Annotated in this window: 20 protein-coding genes; 8 read left to right on the top strand and 12 right to left on the bottom strand. The window is 72.7% G+C overall.

All coding sequences use genetic code 11. The annotated features are described in order from the left end of the window. Positions 1-7 precede the first annotated feature (7 nt). From HZF07_RS18700 to HZF07_RS18690, 3 genes are read right to left on the bottom strand one after another with little or no spacing between them, the layout of a single operon-like run. Positions 8-1969, bottom strand: coding sequence for an ABC transporter ATP-binding protein (locus HZF07_RS18700; protein ID WP_157343733.1), 1962 nt, complete (start codon positions 1967-1969; stop codon positions 8-10). Next, a complete protein-coding gene (locus HZF07_RS18695; protein ID WP_157343731.1) occupies positions 1966-3702 on the bottom strand; it encodes an ABC transporter ATP-binding protein in 1737 nt (578 codons plus the stop codon). The genes HZF07_RS18700 and HZF07_RS18695 overlap by 4 nt, the downstream gene beginning before the upstream one ends. Then, positions 3702-4295: a TetR/AcrR family transcriptional regulator gene (locus HZF07_RS18690; RefSeq protein ID WP_309504843.1), complete on the bottom strand. Its 594-nt coding sequence runs from the start codon at positions 4293-4295 to the stop codon at positions 3702-3704. The genes HZF07_RS18695 and HZF07_RS18690 overlap by 1 nt, the downstream gene beginning before the upstream one ends. A 94-nt stretch (positions 4296-4389) precedes the next feature. Between HZF07_RS18690 and HZF07_RS18685 the strand changes: the two genes are divergently transcribed. After that, the gene (locus HZF07_RS18685) at positions 4390-7317 is read left to right on the top strand and encodes a hypothetical protein (RefSeq protein ID WP_181645374.1); all 2928 of its coding nucleotides are present in this window, start codon (positions 4390-4392) and stop codon (positions 7315-7317) included. On the opposite strand, the gene pdxH is transcribed toward HZF07_RS18685, so the two are convergent. After that, positions 7295-7924, bottom strand: a complete 630-nt coding sequence (gene pdxH, locus HZF07_RS18680) for a pyridoxamine 5'-phosphate oxidase (RefSeq protein ID WP_157343729.1) — start codon at positions 7922-7924, stop codon at positions 7295-7297. The two genes, HZF07_RS18685 and pdxH, sit on opposite strands and share 23 nt — an antisense overlap. 39 nt (positions 7925-7963) lie before the next feature. Here pdxH and HZF07_RS18675 point away from each other — a divergent pair, with 39 nt between their 5' ends. Genes HZF07_RS18675 through HZF07_RS18665 form a run of 3 tightly spaced genes read left to right on the top strand, consistent with a single transcriptional unit; the run spans position 7964 to position 10378 of the window. Further along, complete coding sequence (locus HZF07_RS18675; protein ID WP_181645373.1) at positions 7964-9067, top strand: citrate synthase 2; 1104 nt, start codon at positions 7964-7966, stop codon at positions 9065-9067. Further along, positions 9064-9879, top strand: coding sequence for an SDR family NAD(P)-dependent oxidoreductase (locus HZF07_RS18670; protein WP_198346427.1), 816 nt, complete (start codon positions 9064-9066; stop codon positions 9877-9879). The genes HZF07_RS18675 and HZF07_RS18670 overlap by 4 nt, the downstream gene beginning before the upstream one ends. A 1-nt stretch (position 9880) precedes the next feature. Further along, a complete protein-coding gene (locus HZF07_RS18665; protein WP_157343728.1) occupies positions 9881-10378 on the top strand; it encodes a YciI family protein in 498 nt (165 codons plus the stop codon). Here HZF07_RS18665 and HZF07_RS18660 read toward each other — a convergent pair. Next, on the bottom strand, positions 10375-10959 hold the full coding sequence (locus HZF07_RS18660) for a hypothetical protein (protein WP_181645371.1): 585 nt from the start codon (positions 10957-10959) through the stop codon (positions 10375-10377). The genes HZF07_RS18665 and HZF07_RS18660 overlap by 4 nt on opposite strands. Positions 10960-10981: 22 nt before the next feature. Between HZF07_RS18660 and HZF07_RS18655 the strand changes: the two genes are divergently transcribed. Continuing rightward, complete coding sequence (locus HZF07_RS18655; protein ID WP_157343726.1) at positions 10982-11584, top strand: class I SAM-dependent methyltransferase; 603 nt, start codon at positions 10982-10984, stop codon at positions 11582-11584. Here HZF07_RS18655 and HZF07_RS18650 read toward each other — a convergent pair. Continuing rightward, positions 11548-12051 carry a GNAT family N-acetyltransferase gene (locus HZF07_RS18650; RefSeq protein ID WP_157343724.1) on the bottom strand — a complete coding sequence of 168 codons (504 nt, stop codon included), beginning with the start codon at positions 12049-12051 and terminating at the stop codon, positions 11548-11550. The genes HZF07_RS18655 and HZF07_RS18650 overlap by 37 nt on opposite strands. An 85-nt stretch (positions 12052-12136) precedes the next feature. On the opposite strand from HZF07_RS18650, the gene serC reads away from it, so the two are divergent. The 3 genes from serC to HZF07_RS18635 are packed head-to-tail and all read left to right on the top strand — an operon-like array spanning position 12137 to position 14179. After that, a complete protein-coding gene (gene serC / locus HZF07_RS18645; protein WP_157343722.1) occupies positions 12137-13258 on the top strand; it encodes a phosphoserine transaminase in 1122 nt (373 codons plus the stop codon). Positions 13259-13280: 22 nt separating this feature from the next. After that, positions 13281-13970, top strand: coding sequence for an MBL fold metallo-hydrolase (locus HZF07_RS18640; RefSeq protein WP_309504842.1), 690 nt, complete (start codon positions 13281-13283; stop codon positions 13968-13970). Beyond that, positions 13961-14179: an amphi-Trp domain-containing protein gene (locus HZF07_RS18635; RefSeq protein WP_157343720.1), complete on the top strand. Its 219-nt coding sequence runs from the start codon at positions 13961-13963 to the stop codon at positions 14177-14179. The genes HZF07_RS18640 and HZF07_RS18635 overlap by 10 nt, the downstream gene beginning before the upstream one ends. Here HZF07_RS18635 and HZF07_RS18630 read toward each other — a convergent pair. From HZF07_RS18630 to HZF07_RS18605, 6 genes are read right to left on the bottom strand one after another with little or no spacing between them, the layout of a single operon-like run. After that, positions 14169-15380, bottom strand: coding sequence for an RNA polymerase sigma factor (locus HZF07_RS18630; protein ID WP_309504841.1), 1212 nt, complete (start codon positions 15378-15380; stop codon positions 14169-14171). The genes HZF07_RS18635 and HZF07_RS18630 overlap by 11 nt on opposite strands. Continuing rightward, positions 15377-15796, bottom strand: a complete 420-nt coding sequence (locus HZF07_RS18625) for a YciI family protein (protein WP_157343718.1) — start codon at positions 15794-15796, stop codon at positions 15377-15379. The genes HZF07_RS18630 and HZF07_RS18625 overlap by 4 nt, the downstream gene beginning before the upstream one ends. Then, on the bottom strand, positions 15793-16371 hold the full coding sequence (locus tag HZF07_RS18620) for an O-acetyl-ADP-ribose deacetylase (protein WP_157345709.1): 579 nt from the start codon (positions 16369-16371) through the stop codon (positions 15793-15795). Before HZF07_RS18620 ends, HZF07_RS18625 begins: the two co-directional genes overlap by 4 nt. Further along, the gene (locus HZF07_RS18615; RefSeq protein ID WP_181645369.1) at positions 16368-17372 is read right to left on the bottom strand and encodes a DNA topoisomerase IB; all 1005 of its coding nucleotides are present in this window, start codon (positions 17370-17372) and stop codon (positions 16368-16370) included. The genes HZF07_RS18620 and HZF07_RS18615 overlap by 4 nt, the downstream gene beginning before the upstream one ends. Then, positions 17356-18303: a hypothetical protein gene (locus HZF07_RS18610; protein ID WP_157343716.1), complete on the bottom strand. Its 948-nt coding sequence runs from the start codon at positions 18301-18303 to the stop codon at positions 17356-17358. Before HZF07_RS18610 ends, HZF07_RS18615 begins: the two co-directional genes overlap by 17 nt. Then, positions 18303-19508, bottom strand: a complete 1206-nt coding sequence (locus HZF07_RS18605; protein ID WP_157343714.1) for a class I SAM-dependent methyltransferase — start codon at positions 19506-19508, stop codon at positions 18303-18305. The genes HZF07_RS18610 and HZF07_RS18605 overlap by 1 nt, the downstream gene beginning before the upstream one ends. Positions 19509-19576 lie beyond the last annotated feature (68 nt).

Genomic DNA, 19576 nt, shown 5'->3' with positions numbered 1-19576 from the left:
GTCACCGTCACACGCCCGCCTCCTCCTCGACCGCGCCGGCCGCGAACTGGGAGTTGTAGAGCCGGGCGTAGGCACCGTCGGCGGCGAGCAACGACTCGTGGTCGCCCTGCTCGACGATCGCGCCGTCCTCCATCACCAGGATCAGGTCCGCGTCACGGATCGTGGAGAGCCGGTGGGCGATCACGAACGACGTCCGGTCGGTGCGCAGCGCCGCCATCGCGTGCTGGAGCAGCAGCTCGGTGCGGGTGTCGACCGAGCTGGTGGCCTCGTCGAGGATCAGCAGCGCGGGGTCGGTGAGGAAGGCCCGGGCGATCGTGACCAGCTGCCGCTCGCCGGCGGAGAGGTTCGAGCCCTCCTCGTCGATGAGCGTGTCGTAGCCGTCGGGCAGCGAGTGCACGAACCGGTCCACGAACGTCGCCCGCGCCGCCTCCAGGATCTGGTCCTCGGTGGCGCCGGGGCGTCCGTAGGCGATGTTGTCCCGGATGGTGCCCGCGAACAGCCAGGTGTCCTGCAGCACCATGCCGATCTGCCCCCGCAGCGCGGCGCGGGGCATCGCGGTGATGTCCACGCCGTCGAGGGTGATCCGGCCCGCGTCGACGTCGTAGAAGCGCATCACGAGGTTGACCAGCGTGGTCTTGCCGGCGCCGGTCGGCCCGACGATGGCGACCGTCTGCCCCGGCCGGGCGACCATCGACAGGTCCGTGATGAGCGGGCGGTCCGCCTCGTAGCGGAACGACACGTGCTCGAAGGCGACCTCGCCGCGGCGGACGGACGGCGCCGTGAGCGCGGGCGCGTCGGCAGGCTCGGCGTCGGCGTCGAGCAGCTCGAAGACCCGCTCGGCCGAGGCGACGCCGGACTGCAGCAGGTTCGTCATCGACGCGACGGTGGTCAGCGGCTGCGTGAACTGGCGGGAGTACTGGATGAACGCCTGCACCTCGCCCAGCGACAGCGAGCCGCTCGCCACCCGCAGGCCGCCGACGACGGCGACCAGCACGTAGTTGAGGTTCCCGACGAACATCATCGTCGGCATGATCAGCCCGCTCACGAACTGGGCGCCGAAGCTGACCTCGAAGAGCTCGTCGTTCTCGGCGGCGAACGCCCGCTCGACCTCGGCCTGGCGGCCGAAGACCTTGACCAGCGCGTGGCCGGAGTAGGCCTCCTCGACCTGGGCGTTGAGCTTGCCCGTACGCCGCCACTGCGCGACGAACTGGCCCTGGGACCGCTTCATGATCTGCGCGGTGACCAGCAGCGACAGCGGGACGGTGACCAGCGCGACGAGGGCCAGCAGGGGCGAGATCCAGAACATCATCACCAGCACGGCGACGACGGTCATCAGCGAGGTGAGCAGCTGGCTCATCGTCTGCTGGAGGGTCTGGCTGACGTTGTCGATGTCGTTGGTGACGCGGGACAGCAGCTCGCCACGCGGGGAGCGGTCGAAGTAGTTGAGCGGCAGGTGGTTGATCTTCTCCTCGACGTCCTCGCGCATCTGCCGGACGGTGTTCTGCACGACGGTGTTGAGGATGTAGCCCTGCAGCCAGGCGAGCAGCGACGCCGCGACGTACAGCGCGAGCACGATCATCAGCACGTGGGCGACGGCGTCGAAGTCGACACCCTGACCGGGCACGACGCCCATCCCCTGGACCGCCTCGGGCAGCGCCGAGTCGGGGGTGCCGGCCGGGAACTGCTTGCCGATGAAGCCGTTGAAGACCAGGTCGGTCGCGTGGCCCAGGATCCGGGGCGCGACCGACATCGCGATCACGCTCGCGATGCCGAGCACGACGACCGCGATCGCCTGGCCGCGGTGGGGACGCATCAGGCCGACGAGCCGCTTGGCGGACGGGCCGAAGTCCATCGCCTTCTGGCCGACCATGCCGCCGCCCATCGGGCCGCGACCGGGTCCGCCCAGGGGCGCCTCGATGCGCTCGGTCTTCCGGAAGCCCTGGGTCTTGTCGGTGGGAGTGGTGCTCATGCCGCCTCCTCCGCGGTCAGCTGGGAGGTGACGATCTCCTGGTAGGTCCCGCACTCCGCGAGCAGCTCGTGGTGGGTGCCCCGGCCGACGACGCGGCCGTCCTCGAGCACGATGATCAGGTCCGCGTCGCGGATCGTGGACACCCGCTGCGCGACGATCAGCACGGTCGCGTCGGTCGTCTCGGGTCTGAGCGCCGCCCGGAGCCGGGCGTCGGTCGCCAGGTCGAGCGCCGAGAAGGAGTCGTCGAAGAGGTAGATCCCCGGCCGGCGCACCAGCGCCCGCGCGATCGCGAGCCGCTGCCGCTGGCCGCCGGAGAAGTTCGTGCCGCCCTGGACGACCGGGGCGTCCAGGCCCTCGGGCAGCGCCTCCACGAAGTCGCGCCCCTGCGCGACCTCGAGCGCGGCCCACATCTCCTCGTCGGTCGCGTCCTCCTTGCCGTACTGGAGGTTGCTGCGCACGGTCCCGCTGAAGAGGTAGGCCTTCTGCGGCACCAGCCCGATCTGCTGCCACAGCTGGTCCGCGTCGAGGCGGCGTACGTCGTGCCCGGCGACGCGCACCTCTCCCTCCGTCGCGTCGAAGAGCCGCGGCACCAGGTTGACCAGGGTGGTCTTGCCGGCGCCGGTCGAGCCGATCACCGCGACGGTCTGGCCGGGGCGGGCCTCGAAGGAGACGTCGGCGAGCACCGGCTCCTCGGCGCCGGGGTAGGCGTAGGTCACGTGGTCCAGCTCGAGGTGGCCGCGCAGTGCCGGGTCGGGGGCGACGACGTCCTCGTGGGCCGGCACCGACGTGTGGGTGCCGAGCACCTCGGCGATGCGATCCGCGCAGACCGACGCCCGGGGAATCATCATCAGCATGAACGTCGCCATCATCACGCTCATCAGGATCTGCATCAGGTAGGAGAGGAACGCCGTCAGCGCGCCGACCTCCATCTCCCCGTTGTCGATGCGGTGGCCGCCGAACCAGATGACTGCGACGCTCGAGACGTTCACGACCAGGATCACCAGCGGGAACATCGTGGCCATCCACCGGCCGGCGGCGACGGCGACGTCGGTGAGGTCGTCGTTGGCCTTGCCGAAGCGCTCGGTCTCGTAGGGCTCCCGGACGAAGGCGCGCACGACACGGATGCCGGTGATCTGCTCGCGGAGCACCCGGTTGACCTCGTCGATCCGGCCTTGCATGAGCCGGAAGTTCGGCACCATCCGGCTCACGACGAAGCCGACGCAGAGGAAGAGGGCCGGCACCGCGACGGCGAGGATCCAGCCGAGGCCCATGTCCTCGCGCAGTGCCATGACCACGCCGCCGATCATCATGATCGGCGAGGACACCGCGATCGTGCACGACATCAGCACCAGCATCTGCACCTGCTGCACGTCGTTGGTCGTGCGCGTGATCAGGGACGGCGCACCGAAGTGCTGCACCTCCCGGGCCGAGAACGTGCCGACCCGGTGGAAGAGCGCGGCCCGGACGTCGCGACCGAAGCTCATGGCGGTGCGGGAGCCGAAGCGGACGGCGACCACCGAGCAGACGATCTGGCCGAGGGACACCACGAGCATCACGGCGCCGACGTCCAGGATGTAGCCGGTGTCGTTCCTCGCGACGCCGTTGTCGATGATGTCGGCGTTGAGCGTGGGCAGGTAGAGCATCGCGAGCACGCCCAGGAACTGGAAGACGACGACGACAGCCAGCCACGGCTTGTAGGGCGCCAGCATGTCGCGCAGCAGTCGGATCAGCATCAGTCTCTCCTCAGGAGTCCGAGCAGCAGGGAGTCGACGATCTCCTCCGGCGTCAGCAGCCGGCCGTCGGAGATGAGGTCGTGGCTGCCGGAGAAGGTCAGCAGCCGCAGGACGTGGACGAAGTGGTCGGCGGGGACCCGGAGCTGGTCGCGGTCGGCACCGAGCACGGCGAGCAGCAGCAGCTCCTGGCGGGCCCGCCAGGCGGCGGCCTGCTCGGAGTCGTGCAGGTGCCGCGGCGGGCCGACGAGGCCGACCTTCTGCATCAGCCCGAAAGTCGCCCGGAAGCGCTGCTGGAGGATCGAGACGAGCACGACGAGCCGGTCGCGCAGCGGCAGGTCGGGGTCGATCTCCTCGATCCGCGCGATGACGTCGCCGGGCTCGAAGGCACGCTCGATGGCCGCGTCGACGAGCTCCTCCTTGGACTCGAAGACCCGGAAGATCGTGCCCTCCGCCACCCCCGCCGCCTCGGCGATCAGCCGCGTCGTCACCGCCCGGCCGTGCTCGTAGAGCAGGGGCCGGGTCGCGGCGATGAGCGCCTCCCGGCGCTCGTCGGGCGCCAGCGGCCGGGCCCGCTCCCTCTTCTCGGTCTCCACGACGCACCAGCCTAAATGAGTGAGCACTCACTCACCAATCGGTTTTCCGGGGTGCGCTCGTCGACGACCGGGACGGCGGCCCTACAGTTCGCCCGTGCGAGGTCGACGTCGAGGGCTGCAGGTCGCGGTCGTGCTGGTGGTGCTGGGACTGCTGGGCGGCCTGGTGGCGACGGGCATCTCCGACCAGCTGGGCATCCGCACCGAGGACAAGCAGGTGCCGGTCGAACAGCTGGCGGCCGCCCCCGCGCGGGCGACCGTCCCGCCCCCCACGTTCGCCAGCATCGACGCCTCCGGCGGCCCGCGCACCGACCTGGCTCTCGCGGAGCTGCAGGCGGCCCTCCACACCACCGACGCCCGGCGGGGGGTCGCCGACCTGACGGTCCGGTTCGACGACGGCGATCCGGACGACGACTCCTACCGGCTGGACGGCAGCCCCACCGACCTCCGGATCGACGCCGCCAGCGAGACCGGCGCGGTCCGCGGCATCTACGACCTCGCGCTCGCGGTCCGTGAGGGCCGGTCCCTCGCCGAGCACCTCGGCGAGACCGTCACCTCCCGGCTGCCCTTCCGGATGGTCGACCTGGGCGCCGCCGGCGTCGCCCCCGACGCCGAGGAGTGGGAGGGCGGCGAGGACTACACCCACACCTCCAAGGCGTTCGAGGACGTCATCCTCGACGAGGCGCCGTACGTCGACGCCACGGCCCTGCGCGCGGCCCACGACAGCGTGCGCACGTACGCCGAGCACGTGCTGGCCGAGGGCTACAACGCGATCGCGATCCCGGGCTTCCTGGAGTACGTCACGTTCGCCGACGTGCCCGGCGTGTACGACGAGGACGACGACCACGCCGCCCGGGCCGAGGCGATGCGCCGGGCCTTCGGCCCGATCTGGGAGGAGCTCCACGACCTCGGGCTGAAGGTCTACCTGCGCACCGACATGCTCGCGCTCACCACGCCGCTGGAGGACTACCTCACCAGCGAGTTCGAGCTCGACGCCGAGGACCCCGCGCTCTGGGACGTCTACGCGAAGGCGCTCGACGAGGTCTACCGCGAGATGCCCTACCTCGAGGGCGTGCTGATCCGCATCGGCGAGGCCGGGACGGTCTACGACCTCGACGGCTGGGACTACTACTCCGACCTGGCGGTCACCACGGTGCCGGCCGTCCGGGCGATGCTCGAGGCGCTCACCGGACAGGCCGAGCGCGCGGGCAGGACCGTGATCTTCCGGACCTGGAGCGTGGGCGTCGGCGCCGTGGGCGACATGCACACCAACCAGGACTCCTACGCCGAGGTGCTCGACGGCATCGACAGCCCGAACCTCATCGTCTCGACGAAGTACACCCTCGGCGACTTCTACTCCCACCTGCCGCTCAACGACACCCTCGAGGTCGGCGACCAGCGCCGGATCGTCGAGTTGCAGAGCCGCCGCGAGTTCGAGTCGTACGGCGCGCTGCCCAACGACCTCGGCAACCTCTACCAGCAGGCGCTCCAGCACTTCCTCGCCGCGAACCCCCGCGTCGAGGGCGTCTGGACCTGGACCCAGGACGGCGGCCCCTGGCGCGCCGGGCCGATGACGCTCGAGCTCACCTCCGGCTTCTGGCAGCTCTACGAGCTCAACACCGTGCTCGGCGCGCGCCTCGCCCGCGACCCCGACGCCGACGTCGCGGCGATCACCGCGGACTGGGCGCGCCGCTGGTTCTCCGACGACGCCGGGACGGTCGAGCAGATCTCCGAGGCGATGGCGCTCTCCCGGGACGCCGTCACGCACGGCCTCTACATCGGCCCGTACGCCGACGAGCGGGTGTACGCGATCGGGCTCGAGCCGCCGCCGATGATGTGGATCTTCGAGTGGGACATCCTCACCGGCGACAGCGCCGTCCTCGACGTCATCTACTCGGTGTCCGAGGACCGGCTCGACGAGGCGATCGCCGAGGGCGACGCCGCTGTCGCGACCGCCGAGCGGATGCGCGACCTGGTCGCGGGCACCGAGCCCGGGACCTGGCGCGACGCCGAGCTGCGCCTGCACTTCCTCGACACGCTCGACTACCAGGTCAACCTCTTCGAGCTGCTCGCGGCGTACCGCACGATGGTGCTCCGGCATGCCCAGTGGCTCGACACCGGGGACGGCGAGGCGCGCGACGCGTGGGCCACCGCCCGCGAGCGGTTCGACGCCGCGGCGGCCGACCACGTGGCGACGTACGGCGACGACCTCGACCTGCCCGCCTACAACCTGACCGCGGCCCGGCTCGGTGAGGAGCGCGCGGCCCGCGACCTGCCGATGGCCTGGCTGGCCCGCGCCGGGCTGCTGCTCGTCGTGCTGCTGCTGGCGCTGACGCGCACCGGCCGCACCATGGTGAGCGCCGCGCTGACCCCGTGGCGCGAGCCCGCGCCGGTGCACAAGGCGCTGGCGCTCGGCATCCCGCTGGTCGCGGTGCTGTGGAGCCGCCTGGTCCTCACCTGGTTCCTCGCGCCGGCGCACCTGCTGCTCGTCGGGCTCGGCTGGGCCGTGCTCGCGGCCGCCGTCGTCGCGACCCGCTCGTGGTGGGTGGCGACCGCGGTCGGCGGCGCGATCACGCTGCGCACCCTGCTCCTGCTCGGGGCGCTGTCGGTGCGCGGCCCCGGCGGCTACTGGTTCGGGTTCTGGGCCGAGCCCACCCAGCGCACGGCGTACGTCGTGGTCTCGTTCGTGCTCTTCGGCTGGGTGCTCGCGTGCCTGGTCTGGTCGCTCGCCGCCTCGACCGGTCGCCGCCGGGCGGCGGCCGCGTGCCTGGCCGTCGTGGGGGTGGCGATGGCGGCGATCGGCCTGCTCGTCGGCGCGGTCGGCCTCGAGGATGCGATGACGACCTGGAACGACCAGCTCGCGCTGCTGCCCTGGGGCCTCTCACGGATCCTCGGCATCACGGTCTACCTCGGCATCCCCGTCGCGCTGCCGTGGTACCTCGCCGGCCTGGGTGGGTTCCTGACCGTCGCCGCGCTGGCGCTCGGCCTGCCGCGGAGGCGGACTACGGCGCCAGCCGCTCGGTGACCCAGCCGCCCTCCGCACGCCGGTAGACCAGCCGGTCGTGCATCCGGCCGGGCCGGCCCTGCCAGAACTCCACGGCCTCGGGACGAACGACGTAGCCGCCCCACTCCTCGGGCACCGGGACGTCGCCCGGATAGCGCGCCTCCGCCTCGGCGTACGCCGCCGCGAGCTCCTCCCGGGTGGTGAGCCGCGACTGGTGGGAGGCGTGGGCGCCGAGCCGCGAGCCGCGCGGCCGGACGGCGAAGTACGCCGCGACCGCGTCCGCGGAGACCGGGGTGGCGAAGCCGTCGACGCGCACCTGCCGCTCCAGCGGGTGCCAGGGGAAGAGCAGCGCGCACCGGGGGTTGCCGGCGAGCTCGACGCCCTTGCGCGACCCGGTGTTGGTGTAGAAGACGAAGCCGTCCTCGGACAGGCCCTTGAGCAGCACCATCCGCGACGACGGGGCGCCGTCGGCGCCGACCGTCGAGACCACCATCGCGTTGGGCTCGTGCAGGCCAGCCTCGACCGACTCCTGCATCCACCGCCGGAACATCTCGACCGGGTCGGGGGCCAGATCCGCCTCATCCAGCCCGGCCCGCCCGTACTCCTCCCGGAGACCCGCCAGATCCATGCCCTCGACCCTAGGCCAGCGGGCGGGCACAATGCGCGGGTGACCGAGGTGCATCACGGGCTGGAAGGCGTCGTCGCGTTCGAGACGCAGATCGCAGAGCCCGACAAGGAAGGGTCCGCGCTGCGCTACCGCGGCGTCGACATCGAGGAGATCGTCGGCCGGGTGCCGTTCGAGAACGTCTGGGGGCTGCTCATCGACGGCTCCTACACGCCGGGCCTCTCCCCCGCCGAGCCCTACAACCTGCCCGTGCACACGGGCGACGTGCGGGTGGACGTGCAGGCGGCGGTCGCGATGCTGGCGCCGGCGTTCGGGTTCGGGCAGACCTACGACATCAGCGACGAGCAGGCGCGCGAGGACATCGGCCGGCTGGCCGTCATGGTGCTCTCGTACGCCGCCCAGTCGGCGCGCGGGCTGCACCAGCCGGTGGTGCCGCAGCGGACGGTCGACGAGGGCCGGACGCTCGCCGAGAAGTTCCTCATCCGTTGGAAGGGCGAGGCGGATCCCGCCCACGCCCACGCGATCGACGCCTACTGGAGCTCCGCGGCCGAGCACGGCATGAACGCCTCGACGTTCACCGCCCGGGTGATCACCTCGACCGGCGCCGACGTCGCGGCCGCGTTCTCCGGCGCGATCGGCGCGATGAGCGGCCCGCTGCACGGCGGCGCGCCGTCGCGGGTGCTCGGGATGATCGAGGACGTCGAGCGGCGCGGCGACGCCCGGGCCTACGTCAAGGAGCTGCTCGACAGCGGCGAGCGGCTGATGGGCTTCGGGCACCGTGTCTACCGCGCCGAGGACCCCCGCGCCCGCGTGCTCCGGCGGACGGCGCGCGAGCTCGGCGCGCCGCGCTACGAGGTCGCCGAGCAGCTCGAGCAGGCGGCGCTGGCCGAGCTGCGCGAGCGGCGGCCGGACCGGGTGCTCGAGACCAACGTCGAGTTCTGGGCGGCGATCGTGCTCGACTTCGCCGAGGTGCCGGCGCACATGTTCACGTCGATGTTCACCTGCGCCCGCACCGGCGGCTGGTCGGCGCACATCCTCGAGCAGAAGAGGACCGGCCGGCTGATCCGCCCGTCCGCGATCTACACCGGCCCTGCGGCCCGCCCGGCGTCGGAGGTCGACGGGTGGCAGTCGGCGTGGGGTCAGTGAGCAGCCACTTCGCGGGGAAGTCCGCGATCGTCACGGGCGCCGGGTCGGGCATCGGCGCCGAGCTGTCCCGGGCACTGACGGCGGTCGGCGCGGTCGTCGTGTGCGCCGACCTCGACCTCGACGCGGCGACCGCGGTCGCCGGGCCGATCGGCGCCCGGGCCGTGCGCCTCGACGTCACCGACGCCGGCGCCGTCCGGGCGCTGGTCGAGGAGGTCGAGCCCGACCTGATGTTCAACAACGCGGGCATCACGTTCGGCGGCGAGACCGAGGACCTGACGCTCGACCAGTGGAACGCGATCATCGACGTCAACATCCGTGGCGTGGTGCACGGCGTCGCGGCGGCGTACCCGCTGATGGTCCGGCGCGGCCACGGGCAGATCGTCAACACCGCGTCGATGGGCGGGCTGATGGCGGCCGGCCTCATCACGTCCTACGTGATGACCAAGCACGCCGTGGTCGGGCTGTCGCTGGCGCTGCGGTCGGAGGCGGCGTCGAAGGGCGTCGGCGTCACCGTCGTCTGCCCGGCCGCGGTGGACACCCCGATCCTCGACAAGGGTCACCTCGGCCGCTTCCACGGCCGCGACTACTACCTCAAGGGCCAGGGTGTGAAGCAGCCGCTGCCCGCCGACGTCTTCGCCGGCCAGGTGCTCGAGGCCGTCGCTGCCGACAAGGCGATGCTGGTCACCCCGGTGCAGGCGCGGGTGGCGTGGCGGCTGGGCCGGTTCTTCCCGGGCTTCGTGCAGCGCTCGTCGATCAGGTTCGTCGACAAGCAGCGGCGGTGGCAGGCGCAGCGGGCGCTCAGCGCGCGCTGACATGGAGTTCTTCTGCTACCACCGCGACCGCGACGGGTCGACGCCGCTGCGTGCCGAGATGACCGAGGAGCACTGGTCCTACATGGACCGCTTCGACCTGGTCGAGCGGGGGCCGACCTTCGACGACGAGACGCCCAGCGGCAGCGTCCACGTCGTCGACCTCCCCGACGTCGCGGCCGCCCGCGACTTCGTCCTCGACGAGCCCTGCTACCAGGCCGGTGCCTACCGCGACGTGCTGCTGCGCCGCACCGCCTGGACGCGTCCGGGCGGGACCGCCACCGCGGGCGTCCTCGCGATCGGCTTCAGCGAGCCCACGCCGTACGACGGGCTGGCGGTGCCCGGGGACGGCCTCGTCGGCCTCGGCCCGCTGCTCTCCGACGACGGCGCCCGGCTGCTCGGCGCCGCGGTGCTGGCCGCGACGGAGGACGAGGCGCGGACCGCGCTCGCCGGGTTCACCGCGGTCGAGGTCCATCGCTGGGAGCGCGGCGGGCGACGCTAGCGCCGCGTCGTCCGCTCCAGGTAGGCCAGGCCACGCGGGGAGACCTCGTAGCCGACCTCGAAGCTGCGGGTCAGGCCGAGGTTCTTGAGCTTGCGGACGTCGATCTTGAAGGGGTCCCGCTCGCGGCCCATCTCCTCGGCCAGGTCGGGGGCGCGGGTGTGCGGCCGCCGACGGATGACGTCGAGGGTCGCCATCGTCCACGGCCCGTGGCTGCTGGCCCGGTCCAGCCGCTCCAGCCGCGCGTCGATGTCCGCCACGTCGGCGTCGGTGAGGTCGGCCGACTCGCGCAGCGCGACGCGCGGATCGGGCCCGGCCCAGCTCAGCCGCACCCGGTACGTCGTCGGCTGCTCCACCTTGTCGAGCTGCCTGCGCAGCCGCGCGGCGTCGGGCCAGCCGGCCTGGCGCGCGTCCTCGTCGGAGATGGTGTCCGGATCGACGACATCGACCTCGTCGACCCGCACGACCCCGGAGACGGTGCGGAACTCCGCACCGACCCGCACGTCCGGCTTCGCCCATCGGCGGTAGGCGAGCGTCACCGAGCCGTCGGCGACGCCGTGGGCGACCTTGGGTGGCAGCAGCACGGCACCAACATAGGGTGGGGAGATGGAGTCCGGGGATCCTGCCGCGTGGGACGCGGAGGCGGCACGGTTCGACGACGAGGCCGATCACGGGCTCCACGACCCGCTCGTGCGCGACGCCTGGCGGACCCTGCTCGTCTCGGTGCTGCCGTCGATCCCGTCCCGGGTCGCCGATCTCGGCTGCGGCACCGGCTCCCTCGCGCAGCTGGTCGCCGAGGAGGGACACCGCGTCGACGGCGTGGACTTCTCCCGGGAAATGGTGCGGCGCGCGTCCGCGAAGGCAGGCTCCTACCCCGGCACCGCGTTCGTCGTCGGCGACGCCGCCGATCCGCCGCTGAGCGACGCGGCGTACGCCGTCGTGCTGTGCCGGCACGTGCTGTGGGCGCTCCCCGACCCGGCGTCGGCGCTCGCCCGCTGGGTGCGGCTGCTCGCCCCCGACGGCCGCCTGGTGCTGATCGAGGGCTCGTGGTCGACCGGCGCCGGCCTCACCGCCGCCCGGGCCGTCGACCTCGTGCAGGATGCCGGCCTCCATCCCGAGCTCGTGCCGCTCGACGACCCGGCCTACTGGGGCGGGCCGATCGACGACGAGCGCTACCTGGTGATCGGGCGCTCGACGCGACGCGCGTAGCAGCGGGACAGCGGCGCGTCCTGGTAGTGGCCGAAGGCCGGGACCGGCTGGTAGCCGCTGGACTCGTAGAGCGCGATCGCCTCGGGCTGCGCGAGGCCGGTCTCGAGCACCATCGCCTCGGCGCCGTGCTCCGCCGCGCTGGCCTCGAGGTGCGCCAGCATCCGCCGGGCCAGCCCGCGGCCGCGGACGGAGGGTGCGACGTACATCCGCTTGATCTCCGCGGTCCGCGCCGTGCCGAGCGCCGCGACGGTGGAGCGACGCCAGGCGCCGGTGGCGACCGGCCGCCCCTCGACGTACCCGACGAAGAAGCTGCCCTCGGGCGGGTCGAACATCAGCGGGTCGAGGGGCGTCTCGTCCGGACCGCCGTAGCGGACGACGTACTCGGCCTGCACCTCCGCGATCAGCAGGGCAGCGTCGGGGTGGCCGTAGCCGACCCGGCGGATCTCGACGCTCACTGGACTCCTCATCGGACGGCACCTCGGTAGGTGACAGAATGTCATCGCTGACAGCGTCGTCAGGGACGACCCCTGCAACCCTGCGCGGAAGGTAGCCATGACCGACGCCCTCCAGATCCCCGCCGACCTGCTGCCCGCCGACGGGCGGTTCGGCGCGGGTCCCTCGAAGATCCAGACCTCGCACCTCGACGCCCTCGCTGCGACCGGCACGTCGCTGATGGGCACGTCGCACCGCCAGGCGCCGGTGCGCGACCTCGTCGGGCGCGTCCGGTCGGGCCTCTCGTCGCTCTTCTCCCTGCCCGACGGCTACGAGGTCGTGCTCGGCAACGGCGGCGCCACGGCGTTCTGGGACATCGCGACCTACGGCCTGATCCAGACGCGGTCCCAGCACCTGTCCTTCGGCGAGTTCTCAGCGAAGTTCGCCGCGGCCGCCGCTGCGGCGCCGTGGCTGTCCGACCCCTCGGTGATCGCGTCGGAGCCCGGGTCGCGGCCGGTCGCGGTCGCGGAGGACGGCGTCGACGTCTACGCGTGGGCGCAGAACGAGACCTCGACCGCGGTCATGGCGCCGGTCGTGCGGCCCGCCGGCATCGCCTCCGACGCCCTCGTCCTCATCGACGCGACCTCGGGTGCCGGCGGCCTGCCGGTCGACGTCACCGAGTGCGACGTCTACTACTTCGCTCCGCAGAAGTCCTTCGCCTCCGACGGCGGCCTGTGGCTCGCGGTGTTCTCCCCCGCCGCGCTCGAGCGGGCCGCGGCTCTGGGCGCCTCGGACCGGCACATCCCCGCGTTCTTCGACCTGCCGACCGCGATCTCCAACTCCGCGCTCAACCAGACCTACAACACCCCCGCGGTCGCCACGCTCTTCCTGATGGCCGAGCAGCTCGACTGGATGAACTCCTCCGGCGGGCTCGACGGCATGGTGGCGCGCACCACCGCCTCCTCCGACCACCTCTACACGTGGGCCGAGAAGTCGCCGTACGCCTTCCCGTACGTCGCGGACCCGGCGGACCGCTCGCTGGTCATCGGCACGGTCGACTTCGAGGACCCCGTCGACGCCTCGCGCATCGCCGCCGTCCTGCGGGCCAACGGCATCGTGGACACCGAGCCCTACCGCAAGCTCGGCCGCAACCAGCTGCGGATCGCCATGTACCCCGCGGTCGACCCCGCCGACATCAAGGCGCTCACCGCCTGCATCGACTGGGTGGTCGAGCGGCTCTGACTGGTCACCTAGGGTCGACGGCGTGCGCATCGACGACGTACGACGGCTCGACCTCGGCTCGTTCACCCGGCCCATGGCGGAGACCGGCACCAGGTCGGAACGGGTCGAGCGTCTGCTGGCGTACGTCGTGCGGACCCCGGCCGGCGTCCTCCTCCTCGACACCGGCATGGGAGACGCCGGGTCGGAGACCGAGGCCTGGTACCGGCCGCAACGCATCCCGATCGAGCAGGCACTGCACGGGGTCGGCCTGACCGCCGACGACGTCGACGTGGTGGTCAACTGCCACCTGCACTTCGACCACGTCGGTGCGAACCCGCTCTTCGCGCGCAGGCCGATCCTGGCGCAGCGCACCGAGCTCGCGACCGCGCGCAGCACGCCGGACTACACGGTGCCGCACCTCGTCGACTTCGCGGGCGCGACCTACGAGCTCCTCGACGGCGAGCACGAGATCGCCGAGGGGGTCGCCGTGATCCCCACGCCGGGTCACGTCGACGGCCACCAGTCGGTGGTGCTCCGGTGCGACGACGGCACCGTGATCCTCGCCGGCCAGACCCACGAGACGGCGGCGCAGTGGGCGGCGGACCGCACCAGCCCGTGGCTGCCCCGGCTGCTGGCGATGGACCCGCGGCGGGTCCTGTTCGCCCACGACGCCACGGTCTGGACGCCTCCCCAGGGCGAGGGCGGCGTCTGTACCGTCGAGGAATGGACCTGATCGAGTTCGAGGAGCAGCGGACCCTGCGACGCGAGGAGGCCGCGGCCCGGCTGCACGAGATCGCCGACGCGCTCGCGAGCAACAACGCGTTCGAGTTCGAGCGCAACGGCCGCCGGTTCACGGTGCACGTGCCGGACGAGGTGGACCTCAGCGTCGAGTTCGAGGCAGGCGACGAGGGCCGCGAGCTGGAGATCGAGCTCAGCTGGTAGCGAGCGCCGAGAGCTTGCGCTCCAGCACCCGGCGCTCACCGTCGTTGCCGCACAGGAGCACGGCGGCCTCGAACTCGCCACGCGCCTCCTCGGCCCGCCCGAGCCGGACCAGGAGCTCACCGCGCACGGTCGGCACCAGGTGGGAGCCGGGCAGCGAGACGGCGTCGACGAGCGGCAGCGCCGCCTCCGGCCCGTCGGCCATCGAGACCGCCACCGCGCGGTTGAGCGTGACGACCGGTGAGGGTGCGAGCCGCTCCAGCGCGTCGTAGAGCACCACGACCTGGGCCCAGTCGGTGGCGTCCACGGACGCCGCAACCGCGTGGCACTCCGCGATCGCGGCCTGCACGCCGTACGCCCCCAGGCCACGGCCGGTCCGCTGCGCCACGGCGAGCGCCGCCCGGCCGCGGAGGATCGCGGAGCGGTCCCAGCGCCAGCGGTCCTGGTCGGCCAGCAGCACGGGATCTCCCGCGGCGTCGAGCCGCGCGGGGAAGCGCGCCGCGGTGAGCTCGAGCAGCGCGAGCAGCCCGTGCGTCTCCGCCTCCTCGGGCGCCAGCCGGGCCAGCATCCGGGCGAGCCGGACCGCCTCGCGGGCCAGGTCGACGCGCAGCGACCCGGCCGACCCCTCGGTGAAGACCAGGTAGACGACGCTCAGCACCGAGCCGAGCCGCTCCCGGCGCTCGTCCGGCGGCGGCACCTCGAAGGGCACTCCGTCGAGGGCCTTCTTGGCCCGGGTGATCCGGGCCTGCACGGTCGCGGTCGGCACCAGGAAGCCGCGGGCGATCTCGTCGCTGCTCAGGCCGCCGACGACGCGCAGCGTGAGCGCGACCTGGGACTCCCGGCTGAGCGTCGGGTGGCAGGCGATGAACATCAGCGTGAGCACGTCGTCCTCGATCGCCTCGGGGTCCCAGTCGAGCTCCTCGGTCGCCTCGGCCTCGTGAGCGAGGGCGGCGTACCGCTCGTCGAGGGCCGACCGCCGCCGGAACGCGTCGATCGCGCGCCGGCGGCCGGTCGTGAGCAGCCACCCGGCCGGGCTGGCCGGTACGCCGTCGCGCGGCCAGGTCACCAGCGCCGCGGCGAGCGCCTCCTGGGCGACGTCCTCGGCCAGCGCGAAGTCGCCGGTGTAGCGCGCCAGGGTCGAGACGATGTGGGCGGACTCGATGCGCCACACCGCCTCGACCGCCTGGCGAGTGGCGGCGTTCACAGCTGGCCGGTGGACTCCCGCCACGCGCGCTCCTTCATGATCCACTTGCTGTCCTGCGGGAACTCGTCGATGCTGGGCACCCGCCGGATCTCCGTCTTGATGCCCGGCCCGGTCATCGGCATCCGCTTGGCCCACTCGACGGCCTCCTCCTTCGACGCGACGTCGAGGATGTAGTAGCCACCGAAGAGCTCCTTGGTCTCGCCGTACGGTCCGTCGGTGACGACCGGCGGCTGCGACGAGTAGTCCACGACGACCCCCTGCTCGGCGTCGTCGAGACCCTCGGCAGCGACCAGGACGCCGGCGTTGATGAGCTCCTCGTTGAACCTGCCCATCGTCTCGAGCATCTCGTTGAAGTCGACGTCCGCGAAGCGCGCGTACGCCTCGTCGTTCGCCCGCATGATCAGCATGTACTTCATCGCATGTCCTCTCCGACGGGGTCGCCTGCCGACCCCTCTCGCAACCCAGACGAACGGCGCCGGCCCGGGATCGACACCTGGCGCAGAAGTTCTTCGATTCGCTCGTACGTCGCCGCGTCGAACGCCACCAGCCGCGCCTCCTCGACGGAGGTCCTCGCCGACCGGAGGACCTCCAGCGCGCACGCGATGGCGTCGTCCTTGGGCCAGCCGTAGATGCCGGCGGAGACGAGCGGGAACGCGACCGTGCGCGCGCCGAGCTCGTCGGCGACCTCGAACGCCCGGCGGTAGCAGGAGAGCAGCAGGCCGCGGTCGGTCTGGCCCGCGGTGCGGTTGGGCCCGACGACGTGGATCACCCACTGCGCGGGCAGGGCGCCGGCGGTCGTCCACCCGGCGTCGCCCGTCGCGAGACCGTCGGGGAAGCGCGCGACGCAGTCCTCGAGGATCGCCGGGCCGCCGGCGCCGTGGATCGCCCCGTCGACGCCGCCGCCGCCGCGCATCGCGTTGCTGGCGGCGTTGACGACCGCGTCCACGTGCTGCTGGGTGATGTCGCCCTGGACGGCGGTGATCTGCATCAGGTCCCCTTGATCAGCCTCAGTGTCGCTCGCTCGAGCGCAGCCTGTCGCTCGTCCACCGTGTCATACCGGCGGGCCGTCGCGCGCTCGATCGTGCGGCCCTCCTCGTAGGCGTCGACGACGCGCGGATCGACGTACGACGACCGCGCGAGCGTGGGCGTGTTGCCGAGGAAGGACGCGACCTCCTTCATCGCCCCGGCCACCGCCCGCTTGCGCGACGCCTTCGTCACGCCCGGCTCCTCGGTCTCGGCCAGGGCGGCGGCCGCGAGCACGGTGGCGTGCCAGGTCCGGAAGTCCTTCGCGGTCGCCTCCAGCCCGGTCGAGGCCCGCACGTACTCGTTGACGAGCTCGGGGAGGACCGAGCGCCAGCCGCGTCCGTTCTTGTAGGCGAGCAGCCGCAGGTCGGCGCCGCGGCGGCGGCGCATGATGTCGATGGCCTCGATGACGGTGGCGTCGTCGATCTCGATCCGGTGCTCGACCCCGGACTTGCCGATGAAGTGGAAGACCAGCCGGTCCTGGCGACGCCGTACGTGCCGGCGCTCCAGCGTGGTCAGCCCGAAGGAGCCGTGGGTGTCGGCGTAGACGTCGTTGCCGATCCGGAAGTAGCCGAGGTCGAGCAGGCGTACGGCGACCGCGCACGCGCGCTCGAGCGGCATCCCCTCGCGCCCCATGTCGGCGACGACGAGCTCGCGCGCCCGCGACAGCGCCTTGCCGAACTCCAGCATCCGGTCGAACTTCTCCGCGTCGCGGCGGGCCCGCCAGTCGGGGTGGTAGAGGTACTGCCGGCGTCCGGCGTCGTCGGTGCCGACCGCCTGGAGGTGGCCGTTCTCGTACGGCGTGACCCACACGTTCGTCCACGCCGGCGGGATGACGAGGTCGCGGACCCGCTGGGCGTCCTCCTCGGGCAGGCGGGCACCGTGCTCGTCGAGGTAGACGAACCCGCGCCCCGCCCTGCGCCGGCTCCAGCCGGGCTGTTCGGGGGAGGTCCTACGCAGCCGCACCACGGCGGATGAGTAGCCAGCCGCCGACCCCAGCAAACGCGGCGATGCCGGCGAGCCACGGCCACCAGGAGCCGGCGCCGTCCCCGGCGGCCGCCGTGGGCGCCGGATCCGGCTCCGGCATGGGGGTCGGCGCCATGGCCGCCGCGACGTCCGGGGGCAGCTCCATGCGCAGCAGGTCGGTGAACTGTCCCTCGGTGGTGAGGTAGAGCTCGTCGGCCCCGCCGACGGAGATGCCCTCGCCCTGTCGCTGCTGGGGCAGCCGGAACGAGCCGACCACCTCGAAGTCCGGGAACGAGTAGACCGTGGCCCGGGCGTAGCCGCGCACGACGTAGTGCCGGCCGTCGGGGAAGAACGAGCCGTCGGTCGCGATCGACGGGCCGTGCGCGACCTCGGTCAGCTCGTTGGGCCGGTCCGCGGACAGCCGCTTCGGCGCGGCGTACACGGTCCCGCCGAAGACGTCCTTGGTCACCACGAAGAGCTGGCCGGTGCCTGGGTGCGCGAGCAGGGTCTCGGCGTCGTGGGCGTGGTCGGGGTAGACCAGCTCGTACGACGCGGGCATCACGGTCTGGTAGGTGCGGCCGACCGGCACCCTCAGCACGGTGACCGAGTCGCGCGAGCGCGCGTTGTCGCCGGTGTCGCCCACCCAGACGGCCCCGTCACCCGCCGGCGCCAGGGCCTCGGCGTCCCGCGGCCCGGGCTCCCACGACGTGGTCCCGACAGTGGCGCCGGACCGGTCGACCACGAAGACCCGGCCACCGTCGCCGGAGTCGTTGGTGGTGACGAAGAGCTTGCCGGCCGCGACCAGCCCGCTGGACTCGACGATGTTCGGGTCCTCGAAGGTGAGCACGACCGCGGCGTCGGGCGCCGCGGGCGCCGCGACGGTGCCGGCGGCGTAGGCCAGCGCCGACGCCACGCCGAGCAGCTTGTCGAGCATCAGGCGTCGAGCAGCTCGGCGAGCTTGGGCCGGATGCCCCACGAGGCGACCAGCTCGTCGTACTCCTTGCGCACCGACCCGCCCTTGACCGGCCCGCCGGTGAGCACGGCGCGGAGCATCGTGTTGCGCGGCGTGTGCTGGCTCTCGACGAACTGCACGACCTCGACCCGGTAGCCCTGCTGGCGCATCAGGCTGGCCCGCAGTCCGTCGGTGAGGGTGTCCGCGAGCCGCTCGCGCAGGATGCCGTGGCGGGTGAGCATCGCGTACGGCGCAGGGGTCGGTGCCTTGCGGAGCTGGGCGGCCACGTCGTGGTGGCAGCACGGCGCGGCGAGCACGAGCGGCGCCTGCCAGCGCACCGCCTGGGCGAGGGCCTCGTCGGTCGCGGTGTCGCAGGCGTGCAGGGCGAGCACGACCTCCGGGGCGGGGTCGAGCGCGACACCGCCGATGGTGCCGACCACGAACTGCGCAGCCACGCCGAGATCGGCGGCGACCCGCGCGTTGTGCTCGCGCGACTGCTCCTTCACGTCGACGCCGGTCAGCCGCACCGGCAGCCCCCGCACGCCGCCGAGGTAGCGCTGGGCGGCGAAGGTCAGGTAGGCGTTGCCGCAGCCGAGGTCGGCGATGCGCAGCGGGTCGTCGGCGGTGGGCCGCCGCAGGTGCCCCTTGTCGAGGGCGTCGGTGATCGAGGCGTCCAGCAACCGCAGGAACTCCTCGACCTGGCGGTACTTCGCCTGCCGGCTCGGCTTGAGCCTCCCGTCGGCGTCGGCGATGCCGAGCGCGACGAAGACCGGGTCGTCCTCGGGGAGCAGCCGCTGCTTGTCGCGGTCGTGCTCGCGCTCCGCGGCGACGGGCTCCGAGCGGTCGGCGGTGTGCACGACCGCCTCGAGCTTCTTCGTCACCCGCAGCTGGTGGCTCTGGGTCGTCGTGTCGACGTGCCAGCTCGCGAACGGCTCGTCGAGCAGCGCGTCGACCGCGTCCCGGGCCGCGTCGCCGACGGCGTGGTTGGCGGTGAACGCCTGGGTGTCGTCGTAGGTCGTGACCTGGAGGTGGCGCCCCGCCTTGAGGTCGACGTAGCGCATCTCGGCCCGGCGCCAGGTCGGCTGCTCACCCTTCTGCCGGCCCGACGCGACCGCCTTGACCAGCACCTCGGGATCGAGGACCAGCGCCCGGAGGCGGTTGAGCTCCCGCAGCAGCGGCTCGGCCATCAGAGGACCGCCGCGATCACGACGATGATGAGCAGTGCCGCCAGCGCGACCGGGATGACGAGGCGGCG

Origin of the sequence: Nocardioides agri, from assembly GCF_013778305.1 — a bacterium.
GTDB classification, from domain to species: Bacteria; Actinomycetota; Actinomycetes; order Propionibacteriales; family Nocardioidaceae; genus Nocardioides; species Nocardioides agri.
This window is presented reverse-complemented; position numbering and strand designations above follow the sequence as displayed.